Genomic DNA, 16,319 nt, shown 5'->3' on the forward strand with positions numbered 1-16,319 from the left:
TTGCCTTACAGCAGGATAATACGTTTCTGCATGATGTCGACAAGTTGTGCTTTCAACAAGCGGGCATTGATAGGCTTGGGCATATAACCGTCAAATCCGCTTTCCATCACCCGTTGTTCGTCCGAAGCAAAAGCAAAGGCTGTGATGGCTATAATCGGCACCTTGGCCGAATATTTTCGTATCTCCTTGGTAGCTTCATATCCATCCATGACCGGCATATTGATGTCCATCAATACGATTTGCGGATTGTACTCCTTAAACAGATTGACAGCTTCCAGCCCGTCCCAGGCATGTATCAGGTGATATTCATATTTTAGAATAGACTCGAACAGTTTGTAATTGCTTTCGTTGTCTTCGGCAATCAGAATCACCAGTTTGTCTTTCTCGATGCTGATGGTTTGCATTTCCTTTTGCGGAGCTTTTACTGCCGCCTCCGCCGGCTTGTAGGGCAATGTGAACCAAAACGTGGAACCGTTTCCCACCTCTGATTCCACGCCGATTTTACCACCCATATTATCGACGAGAGTCCGGCAGATTGAAAGTCCCAGCCCTGTGCCTTGCGCAAACGAGTTCAGCTTGACAAAACGCCCGAAGATACTGTCCTGTTTGTCCTGTGGGATACCACAACCGGTATCCGTGACATAAAAGTATAATTCATCATTTTGCCGTTTATAGCCGAAACGAATGCTGCCCCGGTCGGTGAACTTTATCGCATTTGTTATGAGATTGATGATTAACTGGGATAATCTGTTTTTCTCTATATGTGCGCAACAAGGCTTTTCTGGAGCTATAAATTCCAGTTTTACCTTATTCGACTTGAGCTTTAGCTGGCAACTGCTTTCCAAATCGCTCATTAAATCATTAATCTCGACATTGGAATAATTAAAGTCCAGTGTCCCTGCCTCTATCTTGGATAAATCCAGGATATCGCTGATAAGTTGCAGCAACAAAGTGTTATTGCTTTCAATGATACTCACGTATTCTTGTTTTTCCTCTTCCTCTTCGGTAGAGGCCAATATGCCTGAGAAACCGACGATGGCGTTGAGAGGAGTGCGTATTTCATGACTCATGTTTGCCAGGAAAGCAGATTTCAGACGATTTGATTCTTCCGCACGGTTTTTGGCATTCACCAACTCCTGTTCCATCTTCTTGCGTTCGGTTATAATCAGCGAAGAACCTACCAAAGTCAACGGATCTCCTTTTTCGTCTCGGGTTTCAACAGCAGCCTGGGCTTCTACCCAGTCTATCCTGTGAAGCCCCTTGTGGACGTTGACTATGCGGTATTCTTCCTTCACCTTATTCGAACGCCCCTCTATCAAGTCTTTGTAGGCTTGTTCTACCCGCATGCGGTCTTCTTTGAATATTTTGGAGAAATATTGATTGTCGGGCACTGCCAGTTGTTCCTCGGATATATCTCTCCCGAATGTGCTAAGTTCTATCGGTTTGTTGATGTCGCACAAAATCGTGCGGCTTTGCAAGTCCCATTTCCACGGCACGATATTGGCCACTTCGAGGGACATGGAAAGTTTATTGTTGATGGTACTTAGCTTTTGTTGTGCTTTGTGCAATTCCGTACTGTCCAAGCAGAATATGTCGATGATATTGCTATGTTGTGTCCCTTTGAGTATTACGTCATAGAAAATATCTATTTTCTTGAAGTAATAGGGGAAAGTTACCGCCTTGTTATCGTCGAGCGCTTTCTTGATGAAATGCAGAAATTCCGGCATCGACTCCGGGAAAATCTCACTTACCTTCTTTCCGATTACTTTTTCTTGGGGAAGGAAGTTCTTCTCGAAATGGGCATTGACTTTTCGATAAATCAGTTCGACAGGCATGCCTTTTTCATCCGTAACCAGTTCTTCCTGCATATACAGGATAGGCATATTGTTTATCAGGTTTTTGTAATTAGCCATGGCATCTATCTCCTTTTGTTGCATTTTCTTTATGATATTCAGGCTGTGGATACGATAGAAGAAAAACAAGGCAAGTATAAAGATAAAAGATAAAGAGCCTATGATGAAGTATTGGTTTTGTTCCCAAAATGAAAGTGGCTTATGTAGAAAGCGTGTGTTCGAAGGACACATGGAAGGGGAGAACCCTTTGCGGAGTAATATTGTATGATTGATAATAGGACGACCGTCTGACGGTATGTAGAAAGGAAGCTCCCTCGCTTGTTTTCCCTGAAGAATGGATGAAATGGCGTGGACTAATTTCTGATTGTATTTCTTTTGGTTGTAGGTATAGCCGCCTATCATTCCCCCGTTTTCTTCGGTAATATCTGTCATGTTCAGCGTGAAGAGAGGTGCGGTGGTTGTCACGATAAGTTTGTGGTCATTAGCTACTAATGACGAATTGCCGGCAAATGTAGTTTTATAAAACCAGGATGCGAATAATACGCCAGTCGTTTTGCTGTCGATACGATATAGGGAGTCGAGCAATTGATTGGTCGTCATTTTCTTGGGTGTTATAAACTGATACTCGATATGCGGATGGGACGTTTTTAATTCGTCCTCTATATCCAGATTGTTACTTAAATTGATTTCCCGTTCATCGCCGATAAATATAAATTTCTTGAGATTGGGATTTATGTGATTGATTAGCTGTACATTTTCACGAAGATAGAGATTGGAATACAGGAAGACCATATTATACGGATCAGCGAACTGAGCGATTGGAATACGGTCAGCCGGTGCAATTGCCTGTTTTTTAAAATAGGATTTCTGTGGTCCTTGAAAGTCTTCTTCCGAACAGAGAACAATAGGTATATCTCCCCAGAATTTTCTGTATTCATCTCTCAGTGTGAATGCAGGACTTCCCAATAACACCAATAACCGGGGGCGTGGCTGTGAGTATTTTTGAGAAATCATATTCCTGAAATCCTCCAAAATGGAATCGTTGTCCGTCATCAGTGTGTTCATATGTTCCGCATACATTGCCAGTTGAGAGTCCTTTTGGACATATTCCGATATGGTAGAAATCATGCGGCTACTCCATGGTGCAGATTCTGCATAAGAATTAATACATAAGATGTAATTCGGAATATCTATGTAGTTTCTTTGGGCTAAAAGGGATGGCGTAGACAAGAAGCATAGAAAAAAGAGCCATAGGCATTTTTTTATATCCATGAGAAATGTTTGTTTGTGGGAGCTTTATTTTATAGTTTTTATTATAGCAGTACAAATGTAGTGAAAAAACGGATTGAAAAACTATTTCTATGATTAATTTTGCCGGAATGCCTGTTTTAGTAGTTACTTTAAGCCTTTTGATATTTTTTAGGACAGAATTTACAGTCCCCTTTCTTGTCGGTATAAAGTGCTTCCATGCACTTCTTTTCTCTGAATTGTAGAATTTTAAGTGCTTGAATATTAGTGAAATATATCTATGGGCTTTCTTTTAAAACCAACAGGCCGTTCATTTAAAAGGAACGACCTGTAGCACACTGAGGAACGTACTTCCTCATAGGAAGAGTTTGTGAAATACTTATTTATTTTTCTGCCTTGCTTTTACTTTGTCCGGCATTATTTCAATACTTCGATAACTTGAGGCAGTATTGTCCAAATCGTATTTTCATCCTGTGTGGTAAAGAAATTACCGTCTATCTCTGATTGTTCATCAGTAACTGTTCCGTTTTGGATAGCCGGTTTCGCTAATGGATGAACTGCCACTTTTTTACCTTTCGTTACGCCTGCGAAGTCAAACATCATTGCACCGGCACAGTGTCCGACCATTATTTTCCCCTTATCTCCGAAGGCTTTGATTACTTCCATTAAATCTATATTATAAGGTTTGTCCGCATTCTGTTGAAATACAGGTACGGCATCGCCACAAGAGAAAACGAGTACATCGAATTCATCTTCGTGGCCTTTCAAATTAGCAATCACATCGTCTACTGTCAGGCTGATTCCTGAATTTGTTTTAATATCCTTCGTGTCCGATACGGCAAATACTTTATACGGAATGCCATTTTCGAAAAACGCTTCCAAATATTGGAATAATCCACAACCATTTACCGGATTCACTGCTAAAACTGCTACTTTCTTTGCCATAATCATAATTATTTAAATGAAACAATAGTTATTTTTAGTAAGTTTATTACTTTTGTGATGCAAATGTATCTTCCTTTGTGAAGAAAAGCAAGAACGCACCTATAAATAAGGAAGTTACATGGGAGTAACTATTGTTGTAACTCAACTAAATACAAAACGTTAAAAGATGAAAAACTTTCACCCGACAGGAAATTGTCCCGTAAGAGATGTGCTCAGCCGCTTGGGAGACAAGTGGTCGATGCTGGTGCTTATTACCTTGAACGCAAACGGCACTATGCGTTTCAGCGATATTCATAAAACAATAGAAGATGTTTCTCAGAGAATGCTGACGGTTACTCTCCGTACTCTTGAAGCTGACGGCTTGGTGGAACGGAAAGTATATGCGGAAGTCCCTCCTCGTGTGGAATATAACTTGACGGAGGTAGGAGGGACTTTGATTCCTCATATTGAAGGTTTAGTTGGGTGGGCTTTGGAGAATATGAATACTATTTTAGATAATAGGAAAATCAATCAATAGTGTTATCCTTTTACTCCCATAAATTTGAAAGGGACTGCTGTTTTAAACTCCTTGGATGTATTCCCATGATATGTCTCTCCGTTAGCGATAGATAATTTAAGTACCGGAGCTCCTTCCGATAAATCCAAATCCCGAAGATTTACCCAAAAGGTATTAGGAGTCAGACTTGATTCGAAAAAATATCTTAGGTTCTTGCTTTCTGAAACTGTTCGCCATTGTGTGGTGGAGATTTCAGGACTTTCGGGAGTTGAAATTCCATAAGGAACGGAAGCATTGCGCACGACACTGAAGACACTGGCAACGGCTATTCTTTCGTCATCGGTCTTAGGGACTGCGTTAATGTAGAAGCTGGCTCTGGCAAAACGGTCGGCGGCACGATTCGTTCCGGGGAGAAAGCTCAATCCACCTATTGATTTCCAGTATTCGCTAAGGGCTAACTGTTTGTCGTAGGTGGGGGAGTTGGTCATAACTTTATATTCTTTGCTATGATATACAGTCAGTTTTCCGCCTACATATTCAAAAATAGCACAGTCGCTTGTAGCGTCCGAAATAGACAAATGTAAAGTTGCCAAACGGGAACCGTCCGGCATCATATCCGAAACGACCTGAAAGGTGTCTTCGTCAATATAAGCAACAGCTTCTTCCACGGTTGCAAAATTATCCAGCATATATTGCACCCATGCTGTAATGGCAAGTCCCGGTTTATTTTTATCTCTTACCGGATACTCGGTTTCGGGTAGCCAAAGCAGATTGGCGACTAGTCCCTTCTCATTCATCCCGTCCGTACTGGCTATCTCGAAAGCAGAAGTCACTACGCTGCCGTATTTGGAAGTCCATTCCAATGAGTTTTCTCCAGTTTCTCCATTACGTTTCATTCCTCTGGGAAATACCCAAAGATTACTATGCATATCTGTTTTCCAATCCATAGAACGACCGGTGGCTACCATACCATTGGTTCCTGCGTAAACGACTCTAGTGCACATAATTTTAATTTTTAGTTATAGGTTTATTATTGGTTATTATACCTTGCGGTGACAAGTTAACAAGAATGTGCTTTTAAAGTTCATTTTAGAAAAATTGTTTGCAAGATGAATTTTCATATCTTTGCAAGGAGCTATTTTAAGGGTTTGGACGCAAAAATAAAGCGGACTGACAAATGACTTCTGAACCATTCAATATTTAAAAACATGGAAATAAAAAAAGTAATTTCAGATAAGAAAGAATTCCTCGAACTGTTACTCTTGGCTGATGAACAAGAGGATATGATAGACCGGTATTTGGAACGTGGCGATATGTTCGTTCTGTATGACAATGGATTAAAAGCTGCTTGTGTAGTAACTCGTGAAGGGGAAGGTATTTATGAAATCAAGAATATTGCTACTGTTCCTTTTTTCCAACGTCAGGGATACGGGAAACGTTTAATTGAATTTCTATTCGAGTATTATCAGGACAAATGTACTGAAATGTTGGTGGGAACGGGAGATGCGCTTTCTACCATATCTTTCTACGAGCATTGCGGTTTCACAATTTCCCATCGTATAGAGAATTTCTTTACTGACAATTATGACCACCCGATTTATGAAGAAGGCAAGCTATTGACGGATATGGTATATCTGAAAAGAACTTTTTGATACTATCATAAAAAAACAGGTTTGAACTATCCGTATATTTAGGGGAAAAGAAAAATGTGTTTGCTTATATTACCATATAGGCGGGCGTACTTATCAATGCACTCCTATTTAGCAGAATTAGGTTCTTCTATTCTTACAACAGAATGTTCCGTTATTAATAAACCTGATTTCTGTTTATAATAAACTTTTGGATAGTTTATTATAAACGGTATCCAAGTTTATTAAAAACTATTTTTTGCGTTTTTCGGAAATAGATTAAATGATTTAAGTAAAAATATAAACAAAATAGGGCAATAATCGTTAGACTATTGCCCTATACCATATTTCTTCTGATACTAAAAAATATCAGTTTAAATGCTATTTATGTATCTATTTTTCTTATATTACTCATGCTGTTTATCACTTTTCTTTCTTCAAAGATACAAAATAAAAAGTCGTTTGTCAAGTGTTTCAGAAGAAAAGCTGATTATTCATTAAACCAATCTATTTTCTTTGAGAAATACATCACCATTGCCAGGATAATAAATAATCCCAAGCTGCCTGCCAACAGAGCAAAAGTCTCTAACTGGATAAGGACAAATATATAAAGATAGAGGACTCCCAATAACCCGGACATGATTAATGACGGTTTCTTTCTCTTGGTGATGCCGAACATATATCCGCCTACCAGTATAATAGTCAGTGCGGCAGATAACAGATAGGCAGGGTTGAAGCCTATGTGTTCGGAGAAGGAGAGGAGCAGACTGTAAAATAGACAGAGTGCCAATCCCACTAACAAATACTGCAAAGCATGAATACGGGTTTTATTCATAATTTCAGTGAAGAAGATAACTCCGAATGTCAACAGGATAATTAGGATAGCATACTTCGCTGAACGCATGGATTGCTGATACTGCTCTACCGGAATCTTGAAGTTGACGCCGAAACTGGAATTATCTATGTCTTTGATATTGGAATTGGTATAGTCAATCATTACTTGTGAATAGTTCCGGTTCAAGTTCAGGACTTGCCATTGTGCCGAAAATTCTTTTTCGGTAATATCCCGGTTATTGGGTAAATAGCTTCCTGTAAAGCTCGGTGTGTTCCAATTGGCTTTCAAGTCGACGCGGGTTGTTTTACCTAATGGGATGAAGTTAATGGATTGCGAGCCTTTCAGTTTGATTTTTACTTCGTAAGGCAATTTCTTATTGTTCTTCAGTTCCGATAAATCCGCAATGGCATGTACGCCCGTATTATCAATCCCTCTGTTATCCATTCCCGGCTCAAATACATAGACGGAATCTCCGAAGGTGATACTAATCTGTTCGCTGATACCACGCATGTCGGTCAGATTCAGACAAATAGCGGCTCTGTCGAATTGCAGTTGCCCCATATCTATTCTGCTCTTTATCAGTTCTTCCGAGCTGAAAGAACCTTTCAGAGTCAGTTCCGATTGATACACATTGACTTCATAGAGACTTCTTTTCAGGATTTCGGTCTTAAGTTGCCCGTTAATCAAAAGCTCGTCGGGGAAAAGTATCAGGTCTTTGATTGACACCTTCTTTTCTCCGTTGTTCTCTGTAACCACCGGATATTGAATATTCAGATAAGGGCCGGTGACGGTCTGTGCGAGACTCCATTTCTCGCTTACCTCATTGATTGCTTCTTCCTGCGTGCGTCCCCGTTCGGAAATAAGATTTTCAATCATGAACATAGGAATCATCAGAAGAAGGATTAATCCCCCGATAATGACCACCTTGATTGTTTTCGAGAAACGGTGAAGGCATCCCATAGGTTGCTGTGCCTGTTGCTCGTTTGAATTTTCATTGAAACCGTCCATAAGCTGATAGTGTTTAGATGAATGAATTATTCTGATTTTAGAAATTGCTCCAGAGCTTCAATATGAGATTTGAAAGCTTCCCTGCCTTGCGAAGTCGCTTGAAAGGCAGTTCGCGGCTTTCGTCCGACAAAACTTTTGTTGCATACGATATATCCCAGTTCTTCCAGGGCACGGGTATGGCTGGCAAGGTTGCCGTCGGTCAATGCGAGCTGCTCTTTCAGAAAATTGAAATCAGCTTCCTCATTAACCATCAGAACAGCCATGATACCCAGTCGTACCTTGCTTTCGAATGCTTTATTAATATATTGGAATGATTCTATCATTTATGATTTCTTTCTTTCGTAATGTAAATAGAACAATATACCATAAAGGATATGGAAACCGCCGAAACCTATCGTCCAGAACAGAAGTGAATGACCCGTCCAGAAACAGTCGACAGCGCCCAGACAAATGAAAGCATATCCCAGCCATGCCACACTGGAATAGGTAAACTTGGATGCATTGACCAATGCCAGTCCATAGAATAAAAGCATGACAGATGCCAGAATATCATAATACTCGTGCATCAGGATAGAAATACACACAATGCCGCCTGCCAGCATCGGAAGCGAAAAATTCCATAATGCCCGATAAGTGAGCCGGCTGAAAAACTTCTGTCCTGTCTTCTTGGATTTACAGTAGGACAGGATGCTGGCAGTAACGGCTGCGGCTGCCAATACCGACAAGGCTATTATAGCCATTAATTCTAATGTGACGATTAAATGCGTCTCCGGTGTGATAACCAGTGTCGCGATGTACGCGCCAGCCAATGCGTAAATGCCTGCCAAGATTGCGGCAAGTCCACTAACAGAGATAAACTTTGAGGACTTTTCCATCAATTCTTTTATCTCATTTACCGATTCTAATGCTTTATCTTTATTCATATAAAAAGTACTTTGTGATGCAAAGTAAAATAAAACATTTAAGATGGACAAGATTTTATTTGATTATTTCAATAAATAGGTTCAAAAAAGAAGTTGGATAGATGAAATTAGTCAAATATTTGACTAATTCGACGAAGATACGTATCTTTGCGCCCGAAAAGGTAAAAACGATAATAAGAATGAGAGAAGGAGCGGAGTTCAGAGAACTCATGTTGCAGGTTGTCCGCACACGTATGGCTTTTCGCCGGTCTATGCAACGGACATTAAAGAAGAATAATGCAGGTATTACATTCGAAATGCTTCAAGTATTGAGCAGTTTATGGCACGAACAAGGCATCAGCCAGCAGATATTGGCGGAGCGTATAGCGAAAGATAAAGCATGCCTGACTAACTTGATGAACAACCTGGAAAAGAAAGGATACGTCTGCCGGAAAGAAGACCCGAACGACCGTCGTAATAAACTGGTATTTCTGACTCCGGCGGGTGAAGAGTTTAAAGAGCAGATTCGTCCGGTTTTAGACCAGGTTTATGTATATGCAGAACACATTATCGGTATTGAAAGTATTGAAACCATGTTGTCTGAATTAAACAGTGTTTATGATGTTCTTGAAAAAATATAAACTATATCCGGTCATTTTATTCAGCCTGTTTTCTTTTCCCCAATTGATGCACGCACAAACAGACTCTTTATTTCTTACTGTCGACCAGCTCTTTGAACGGGGCGTACAATATAGCCTGCAACTTCAGGCGGATGCAATGAAAGAATCTATGGCACAGGAACGGACACGGACTGCAAGAACTGCGCGACTACCGGAACTACAGATTGGACTGAAAGGCGGATTCGTCGGTCAACCCGTCGTTTGGGAACGGGGACTGTCCGCACCTCTCTACCCGGACGCGCCGGACTGGTCACAAAATTATGCGATTGATTTGGCACAACCTCTCTATCAGGGCGGTAAAATCCGAAGTGCTATCCATAAGGCGGATATTGAAAAGCAAGTCGCCGAATTGCAGACTTTGACCGACTGGGCGGAGATTAAACTGAAACTGCTGAATCAGTATATGAATCTCTTCAGTCTCTTTAAGCAGCATGAGATACTGATGCGAAATATTGAAGAATCGGAACTTCGGTTGCACGATATACGTCGGATGAAAAAAGAAGGGCTGATTACCAATAATGACGTATTGCGAAGTGAGATGCAATTGACTAACGACCGCCTGTCTTTGCAGGAAACGGAAAACAGCATTGTGCTTGTATCACAGCAACTTGATATTCTGTTGGGACAGGACGAGAATGTATTATTGCAGCCGGATACTGCCCTGCTTTATCAAGCAGTTGCCTTGCAATCTTATGATGATTATATCGTTCAGGCTTATGCGAATGACCCGGCGATGAAATTGCTTCGTGCGCAAACGGAACTGGCGAGGAATGAAATCCGTTCAACCAAGTCTTTCTCATTACCCGGCATATCGTTATATGCATCGAATACATTGGCACGTCCTGTCTCGCGTACCTTGGCGGATATGTATAATAATAACTGGAATGTGGGCGTATCGGTTTCTTATCCTTTATCCTCATTGTATAAGAACAATCATAAAATAAAAGAGAGCAAAATGATGATGTCCTTGCGGAAGAACGAGGAAGAGCAGAAGATGCAGGGAATCCGCATGGAGGTACGTTCCTCATTTTTGCGGCATCGGGAAGCATTGCAGAGGGTAGAGGCTTTGAAACTGTCCGTCCGGCAGGCGGAGGAAAATTATCGTATCATGCAGAACCGTTATCTGAACCAACTGGCTATCCTGACTGATTTGCTCGATGCAAATTCTGTCCGCCTGAATGTCGAGTTGCAGTTGGTTACTGCACGTACTCGTGTGATTTATACTTATTATCAACTTCAGAAGGCTTGTGGTCGTCTTTAATATACAAAACAGATATGGCAAATCAATTGAAAGAAAAACAGAAGAAGCTGAAAAAGCTCAGAACCCGCAATATTATTTTAAATTTGGTATGTATCTGTCTGGCAGGTTCCGGCCTTTGGTGGACTGCCACTTACTTTTGGCGTTATGTAAATTATGAGGTGACGAATGACGCTTTTGTAGACCAATATGTGGCGCCTTTGAATGTGCGGGTTTCGGGCTATATAAAAGATGTACGTTTTAAAGAGCATCAATATGTGCGTCAGGGAGATACTTTACTGGTGCTTGATAACCGTGAATATCAAATCAAGGTGAAGGAAGCGGAAGCTGCTTTGCTGGATGCACAGGGTTCGCAGGAAGTGCTTCATTCGGGTATTGAGACTTCCCATACGAATATTGCGGTGCAGGACGCCAATATTGCTGAAGCTGAGGCGAAACTCTGGCAACTGGAGCAGGATTATCATCGTTTTGAACGTTTGTTGAAAGAAGAGTCCGTCCCGGAGCAGCAGTTTGAGCAAACTAAAGCTGCCTATGAAGCGGCAAAGGCGCGTTATCAGGCATTGGTTGCTCAGAAACAGTCGGTACTCTCGCAATATACGGAAACAAGCAAGAAAACAACGAGTGCGGAAGCCGCCATTTTGCGTAAGGAAGCAGACCTCGACCTGGCTAAACTGAATTTGTCTTATACGGTTCTTACGGCTCCCTATGACGGATACATGGGCAGGCGGACTTTGGAACCCGGTCAGTATGTACAGACCGGACAAACCATTTCTTATCTGGTACGCAACAAGGACAAATGGATAACCGCCAATTATAAAGAAATGCAGATTGCCAATATCTATATCGGCCAACAAGTGCGTATAAAAGTGGATGCAGTGCCCGGAAAGATTTTCCACGGAGAAGTTACCGCTATCTCCGAAGCGACGGGTTCCAAATATTCATTAGTTCCTACGGATAACTCCGCCGGAAATTTTGTAAAGGTACAACAGCGGATACCGGTACGGATTGAACTGGAAGATGTCTCTTCGGAAGAAATGGCACAGTTGAGAGCCGGCATGATGGTGGAAACAGAAGCTCTGCGCAAATGATAACGATGAAGGAATTGGAAGCACCTGTCCGTCAATGGGTGCCCGATTGGCTCGGACTTGTCAGTATCTTCATCGTGATTCTTCCCGTCACTATGCTCAATGGTTCCTATACGGGTAGTATGCTCGAAGTTTCGAATACACTCGGTACGAATTCGGAAGACATAACAATGGGATATTATGCCGCTTCGGCAGGTATGGCTATCGCATATCCCATTATTCCTAAAGTCCTGGCTGCCTTTTCCGTGAAATCACTATTGTTGATTGACCTGGTACTGCAATTTTTCTTGAGTTGGGTTTGCGCCCGTACACAGAATGCCGATATTCTGATTGTGTGTAGTTTTACCGTCGGCTTCCTGAAAGGGTTTCTTATGCTGTGGTTTATCCGTTACGCCCAAAAGATTTTCAGCCGGAAGAATGTACGCAGCGAGTTCTATTCTTATTTCTATCCGTTGGTTTACGGTGGGGGACAGGCTTCAATGTTAGTAACCGCTCTGTTGGCATATCATTATAACTGGAAATATATGTATTACTTTATGATGATACTGATTTTGATAGCTATCTTGTTTGTTATCATCTGTTTCCGTCATAACCGCCCCATTAAAGCCGTTGCCTTGTCCGACTTGCATATTCGTGAAATGTTTGTTATATCGACCGGACTGCTGATGTTGATGTATGTTATCAATTATGGAAAAGTGCTCGACTGGATGGCGTCCGGTAAGATATGCGCGTATATCATCATTGCCCCTATATTGATTGCCTTGTTTATCTGGTATCAGAGCCGTTCGGAGAAGCCTTATGTAAGTCTTGCGCCCTTATTTCAAGCCAAAGCGATTGTCGGTTATCTCTATATGATGCTTGTCATGTTTTTCAGTACATCGACCACTTTATTGACCAACTATCTGACTATTATTCTGAAAGTGGATACTACGCATACCTATTCTCTTTATATCTATCTGCTTCCCGGATATATAGTCGGTGCGTTTATCTGCTTCTGGTGGTTTCGCTGGCAGCGTTGGCGTTTCCGCTTTCTGATAGCGGGGGGAATGAGTTGCTTTGTGATTTTCTTCGGTATCCTGTATTTCGGCATCTCTCCGAATAGCACTTATGAAATGTTATACCTGCCCTTATTCTTTCGTGGCTTGGGAATGTTGACTTTGATTATAGCTTTCGCCTTGTTTGCCGTAGAAGATTTGAATCCGAAATTCTTATTGTCGAATGCTTTCTTTCTGATTATCTTCCGTTCCATATTGACGCCTATTATGGCTACTTCGTTTTATAGCAATGTATTGTATCGGCTGGAACAAAAATATATGTATTCTTTGTCGGAGACTATTACAAGTGTCGACCCGTTGGCGGCATCACGATATAGCCAGTCTTTGAACAGTGCACTGGTACAAGGGCACGGGAATGCTGAGGCTGCACAACTGGCAACTAACTCTTTATATGTTACTTTGCAACAACAAAGTTTATTGCTTGCACTGAAAGAGATACTGGGTTACTTGTTGGTTATATCAATCATCATTGCTGTTGTTTCCCGTTTTATTCCGTTTCATAAGACACTCCGTGTCACATTCAAAAGAACGGGTGACGATATGGTTTAATATAAAAAAAGTTGCTATCCCGTTCAACTTGTCATTGAGTGAGGGATAGCAACTCGTATTATAATTCTAACAATATTTTCTTTTTATCAGAATACGGAATAAGAAGCGATTTACAAAGTTACGCCTGTCTTGAAGATAGCAATTTCGCGATAACCTTTCTTTTCGTTGTTAACGAACTCGCCGCTTGCCACTTTGATAACGTAGTCGATGAAACGTTCGCAAGTCTTCTCCATCGGTTCGTTTTCTATGATGACACCTGCGTTGAAGTCAATCCATCCCGGTTTGTTTTTAGCCAAAGTCGAGTTGGTGGAAATCTTCATTGTAGGGACAAACGTACCGAATGGCGTTCCACGTCCGGTTGTGAAAAGTACCATATGGCATCCGCTTGCCGCAAGAGTGGTAGCTGCCACCAGGTCATTGCCCGGAGCAGAAAGCAGGTTAAGCCCTTTCTTCTGCAAACGTTCGCCATAAGGCATCACGCCGGATACATAACTCTTTCCACATTTCTGTGTGCATCCCAACGCTTTTTCTTCCAATGTAGAGATACCGCCCGCTTTGTTTCCCGGAGACGGGTTTTCACCGACAGGTTCTCCGTGCGACAGGAAGTATTCTTTGAAGTCATTAATCAGATGTACAGTCTGCTCAAACAAATCTTTGTTTTCGCAACGGTTCATCAAGATAGTCTCTGCACCGAACATTTCCGGTACTTCAGTCAGTACGCTTGTGCCGCCTTGTGCAATCAGGAAATCGGAGAACATACCCAGCAACGGATTTGCAGTAATACCGGAGAAACCGTCGGAACCACCACATTTCAGACCTACACGGAGCTCGGACAAAGGAATATCGGTACGTTCGTCTTTAGAGGCTTTCGCATACAAATCGCGCAGGATTTCCATGCCTTCCTCGTATTCGTCGCCCACTTTCTGAGTGACCATAAACTTCACACGGTCTTCATCAAACTCGCCTAGAAATTCGCGGAATACGTCCGGCTGATTATTTTCGCATCCCAAGCCTACTACCAACACTGCTCCTGCATTGGGATGAAGCACCATATCGCGAAGAATCTTCTTCGTATTTTCATGGTCGTCGCCAAGTTGGGAACAGCCGTAGTTGTGCGGGAAAGCAACGATGGCATCCACGCCTTTGCCTTCAGTCTCGCGACGCAACCCCTCAGCCAATTGGCCGATGATACCGTTCACGCAGCCTACGGTCGGGATAATCCATATTTCGTTTCTTATGCCTACGTCACCGTTTTTGCGGCGATAACCTTTGAAGGTAAGGTCTTTGCGGGCAATATCCAAAGAAACCTGAATAGGGTTGTAGGTATATTCCAGCAATCCGGCGAGGTTGGTCTTGATATTCGTCTCGTTCATCCAGTCACCCTGCTGTTTGGCCATTCGGGCATGTCCGATAGGATAACCGTACTTGATTACATTTTCGCCCTCTGCAAAATTCTTCAATGCGAATTTGTGCCCGGCGGGAATGTCCTCGTTCAATGTAATTTCAATGCCATCTACAGAAAGATGCTCTCCTGCCGGGAGGTTAACAATGGCAACGGCAACGTTGTCGGCAGGATTAATTCTTAAATACTTTGTTTCCATGTAATGTACTTGTAAAGTTGTATTTCGTTGTTATTTGCTATGGTAATAGTCAATTGTTTCTACTGTTAACAAGTCGATAGGCATATAGTTGATGCAAGTCACGTCTTTTTTGAAGATGAGGTGGTCGCAAAGAGCTTTTATACCGTTGGCGCCTTGTAGTTCCGGTTGCTGGGCGATGAGGAAGGATACATTTCCTTCTTTCAGGCAGGTGACATTCCGTTCCAGAAGGTCATAGCCTATCAGATTGAAATCTTTCTTTCCGCGACCTTGCAGGTATTCGCCGACGATGTAGACTTTGGAGTTGAAGGTAATTCCGTTTTTCACCGTCGGGTGGGCGCGGAAAAATTCATCCAGCATCTCGTTGTCTTCGTCGTTACGTTCGGCATGCAAGTCGAGCTCCAGTATATTACAAGACGGATGATGTTCTTCCATGTACTGCCTGAAACCGATTTCTCTGTTCTCCTGCTGGTTAGAACCTACAATTCCTTCATGTATTTTACGGAAAATAACGATTTCTTTCTCGTCCCGTGCCAGTAACATCATCATCCGTGCGGCAAAGTATCCGCTTTGGCGTGAGTTCTGACCGAAGAAGGCGAGGGGAGGAACGTCCTTGATATTGGAGTCTATATATATATAAGGTATATCCAATGCTTGCAACCGGTCGGTGAATCCCTTTGTATATTGGGGGGCGGTGGGAGCTACCATCACTCCGTCCGGCTGAAGAGTCAGAATCGCTTCGCTTGCGTCGACAAACGAATGATAATCGTATGGGTCGTAATAGTTGATTTTCACTGAAGTATTGAAGTCCGAATAGGTAGCGATAGCTTCATGGATGCCCAGCTCCACGGCTGTCCAGTATTCACCTTCCAAATGTTCCGGCAAAAGACAGATAAATGTATATTTCTTGTTGGATGCCAAAGCGCTGGCGTACATGTTAGGCTGGTAGTCAAGCTGCTTCAATATTTCTTCTACGCGCTTTTTGCTTGCTTCCGACACTCCGCTACGTCCGTGAATGACGCGGTCTACTGTTCCCACCGATACATCCGCCAGGCGGGCGATGTCTTTGATTCTAATCCTTTCGGGCAATTTATTCATACGATAACCTTATTAATATAGGTATATGTGCTCGCACACAATAATAATCTTAATATTTTCGATACAAATATATAACAATTT

Annotated in this window: 14 protein-coding genes; 6 read left to right on the forward strand and 8 right to left on the reverse strand. The window is 42.1% G+C overall.

Annotation, left to right across the window (positions count from 1 at the left end; translation table 11 throughout):
• Positions 1 to 5: 5 nt before the first annotated feature.
• Both RDN93_RS08005 and RDN93_RS08010 read right to left on the reverse strand, forming a co-directional pair.
• The gene (locus RDN93_RS08005) at positions 6 to 3,125 is read right to left on the reverse strand and encodes an ATP-binding protein (protein ID WP_308745015.1); all 3,120 of its coding nucleotides are present in this window, start codon (positions 3,123 to 3,125) and stop codon (positions 6 to 8) included.
• 393 nt (positions 3,126 to 3,518) lie between these two features.
• Positions 3,519 to 4,046: a DJ-1/PfpI family protein gene (locus RDN93_RS08010; protein WP_308745016.1), complete on the reverse strand. Its 528-nt coding sequence runs from the start codon at positions 4,044 to 4,046 to the stop codon at positions 3,519 to 3,521.
• Between the two features lie 166 nt (positions 4,047 to 4,212).
• Here RDN93_RS08010 and RDN93_RS08015 point away from each other — a divergent pair, with 166 nt between their 5' ends.
• Positions 4,213 to 4,563 carry a helix-turn-helix domain-containing protein gene (locus RDN93_RS08015; protein ID WP_308745017.1) on the forward strand — a complete coding sequence of 117 codons (351 nt, stop codon included), beginning with the start codon at positions 4,213 to 4,215 and terminating at the stop codon, positions 4,561 to 4,563.
• Between the two features lie 2 nt (positions 4,564 to 4,565).
• Here the strand turns inward: RDN93_RS08015 and RDN93_RS08020 are convergent, their stop codons facing one another.
• Positions 4,566 to 5,546, reverse strand: a complete 981-nt coding sequence (locus RDN93_RS08020) for a linear amide C-N hydrolase (protein WP_308745018.1) — start codon at positions 5,544 to 5,546, stop codon at positions 4,566 to 4,568.
• Between the two features lie 204 nt (positions 5,547 to 5,750).
• On the opposite strand from RDN93_RS08020, the gene RDN93_RS08025 reads away from it, so the two are divergent.
• Positions 5,751 to 6,194: a GNAT family N-acetyltransferase gene (locus tag RDN93_RS08025; protein WP_308745019.1), complete on the forward strand. Its 444-nt coding sequence runs from the start codon at positions 5,751 to 5,753 to the stop codon at positions 6,192 to 6,194.
• A gap of 466 nt (positions 6,195 to 6,660) precedes the next feature.
• Here RDN93_RS08025 and creD read toward each other — a convergent pair whose 3' ends face one another.
• Genes creD through RDN93_RS08040 form a run of 3 tightly spaced genes read right to left on the reverse strand, consistent with a single transcriptional unit; the run spans position 6,661 to position 8,936 of the window.
• Complete coding sequence (creD, locus tag RDN93_RS08030; protein WP_308745020.1) at positions 6,661 to 8,013, reverse strand: cell envelope integrity protein CreD; 1,353 nt, start codon at positions 8,011 to 8,013, stop codon at positions 6,661 to 6,663.
• A 26-nt stretch (positions 8,014 to 8,039) separates the two neighbouring features.
• Entirely contained in the window at positions 8,040 to 8,336 is a 297-nt protein-coding gene (locus RDN93_RS08035) for a transcriptional regulator (RefSeq protein WP_308745021.1), read from the reverse strand.
• Complete coding sequence (locus RDN93_RS08040) at positions 8,337 to 8,936, reverse strand: hypothetical protein (protein WP_308745022.1); 600 nt, start codon at positions 8,934 to 8,936, stop codon at positions 8,337 to 8,339.
• Positions 8,937 to 9,115: 179 nt separating this feature from the next.
• Between RDN93_RS08040 and RDN93_RS08045 the strand changes: the two genes are divergently transcribed.
• The 4 genes from RDN93_RS08045 to RDN93_RS08060 are packed head-to-tail and all read left to right on the forward strand — an operon-like array spanning position 9,116 to position 13,542.
• The gene (locus RDN93_RS08045) at positions 9,116 to 9,556 is read left to right on the forward strand and encodes a MarR family winged helix-turn-helix transcriptional regulator (RefSeq protein ID WP_032838155.1); all 441 of its coding nucleotides are present in this window, start codon (positions 9,116 to 9,118) and stop codon (positions 9,554 to 9,556) included.
• A complete protein-coding gene (locus tag RDN93_RS08050; protein ID WP_308745028.1) occupies positions 9,537 to 10,856 on the forward strand; it encodes a TolC family protein in 1,320 nt (439 codons plus the stop codon). The genes RDN93_RS08045 and RDN93_RS08050 overlap by 20 nt, the downstream gene beginning before the upstream one ends.
• 14 nt (positions 10,857 to 10,870) lie before the next feature.
• Positions 10,871 to 11,941: an HlyD family secretion protein gene (locus RDN93_RS08055; RefSeq protein WP_308745023.1), complete on the forward strand. Its 1,071-nt coding sequence runs from the start codon at positions 10,871 to 10,873 to the stop codon at positions 11,939 to 11,941.
• Positions 11,938 to 13,542 (forward strand): MFS transporter, encoded by a 1,605-nt coding sequence (locus RDN93_RS08060; RefSeq protein WP_308745024.1) that lies wholly within the window; start codon positions 11,938 to 11,940, stop codon positions 13,540 to 13,542. The genes RDN93_RS08055 and RDN93_RS08060 overlap by 4 nt, the downstream gene beginning before the upstream one ends.
• Before the next feature lie 110 nt (positions 13,543 to 13,652).
• Here the strand turns inward: RDN93_RS08060 and RDN93_RS08065 are convergent, their stop codons facing one another.
• On the reverse strand, positions 13,653 to 15,143 hold the full coding sequence (locus tag RDN93_RS08065; RefSeq protein WP_308745025.1) for an altronate dehydratase family protein: 1,491 nt from the start codon (positions 15,141 to 15,143) through the stop codon (positions 13,653 to 13,655).
• Between the two features lie 30 nt (positions 15,144 to 15,173).
• Complete coding sequence (locus RDN93_RS08070) at positions 15,174 to 16,238, reverse strand: LacI family DNA-binding transcriptional regulator (protein WP_308745026.1); 1,065 nt, start codon at positions 16,236 to 16,238, stop codon at positions 15,174 to 15,176.
• Positions 16,239 to 16,319 lie beyond the last annotated feature (81 nt).

It is taken from the genome of uncultured Bacteroides sp., from assembly GCF_902491285.1.
In the GTDB taxonomy this organism is placed as follows: Bacteria; Bacteroidota; Bacteroidia; order Bacteroidales; family Bacteroidaceae; genus Bacteroides.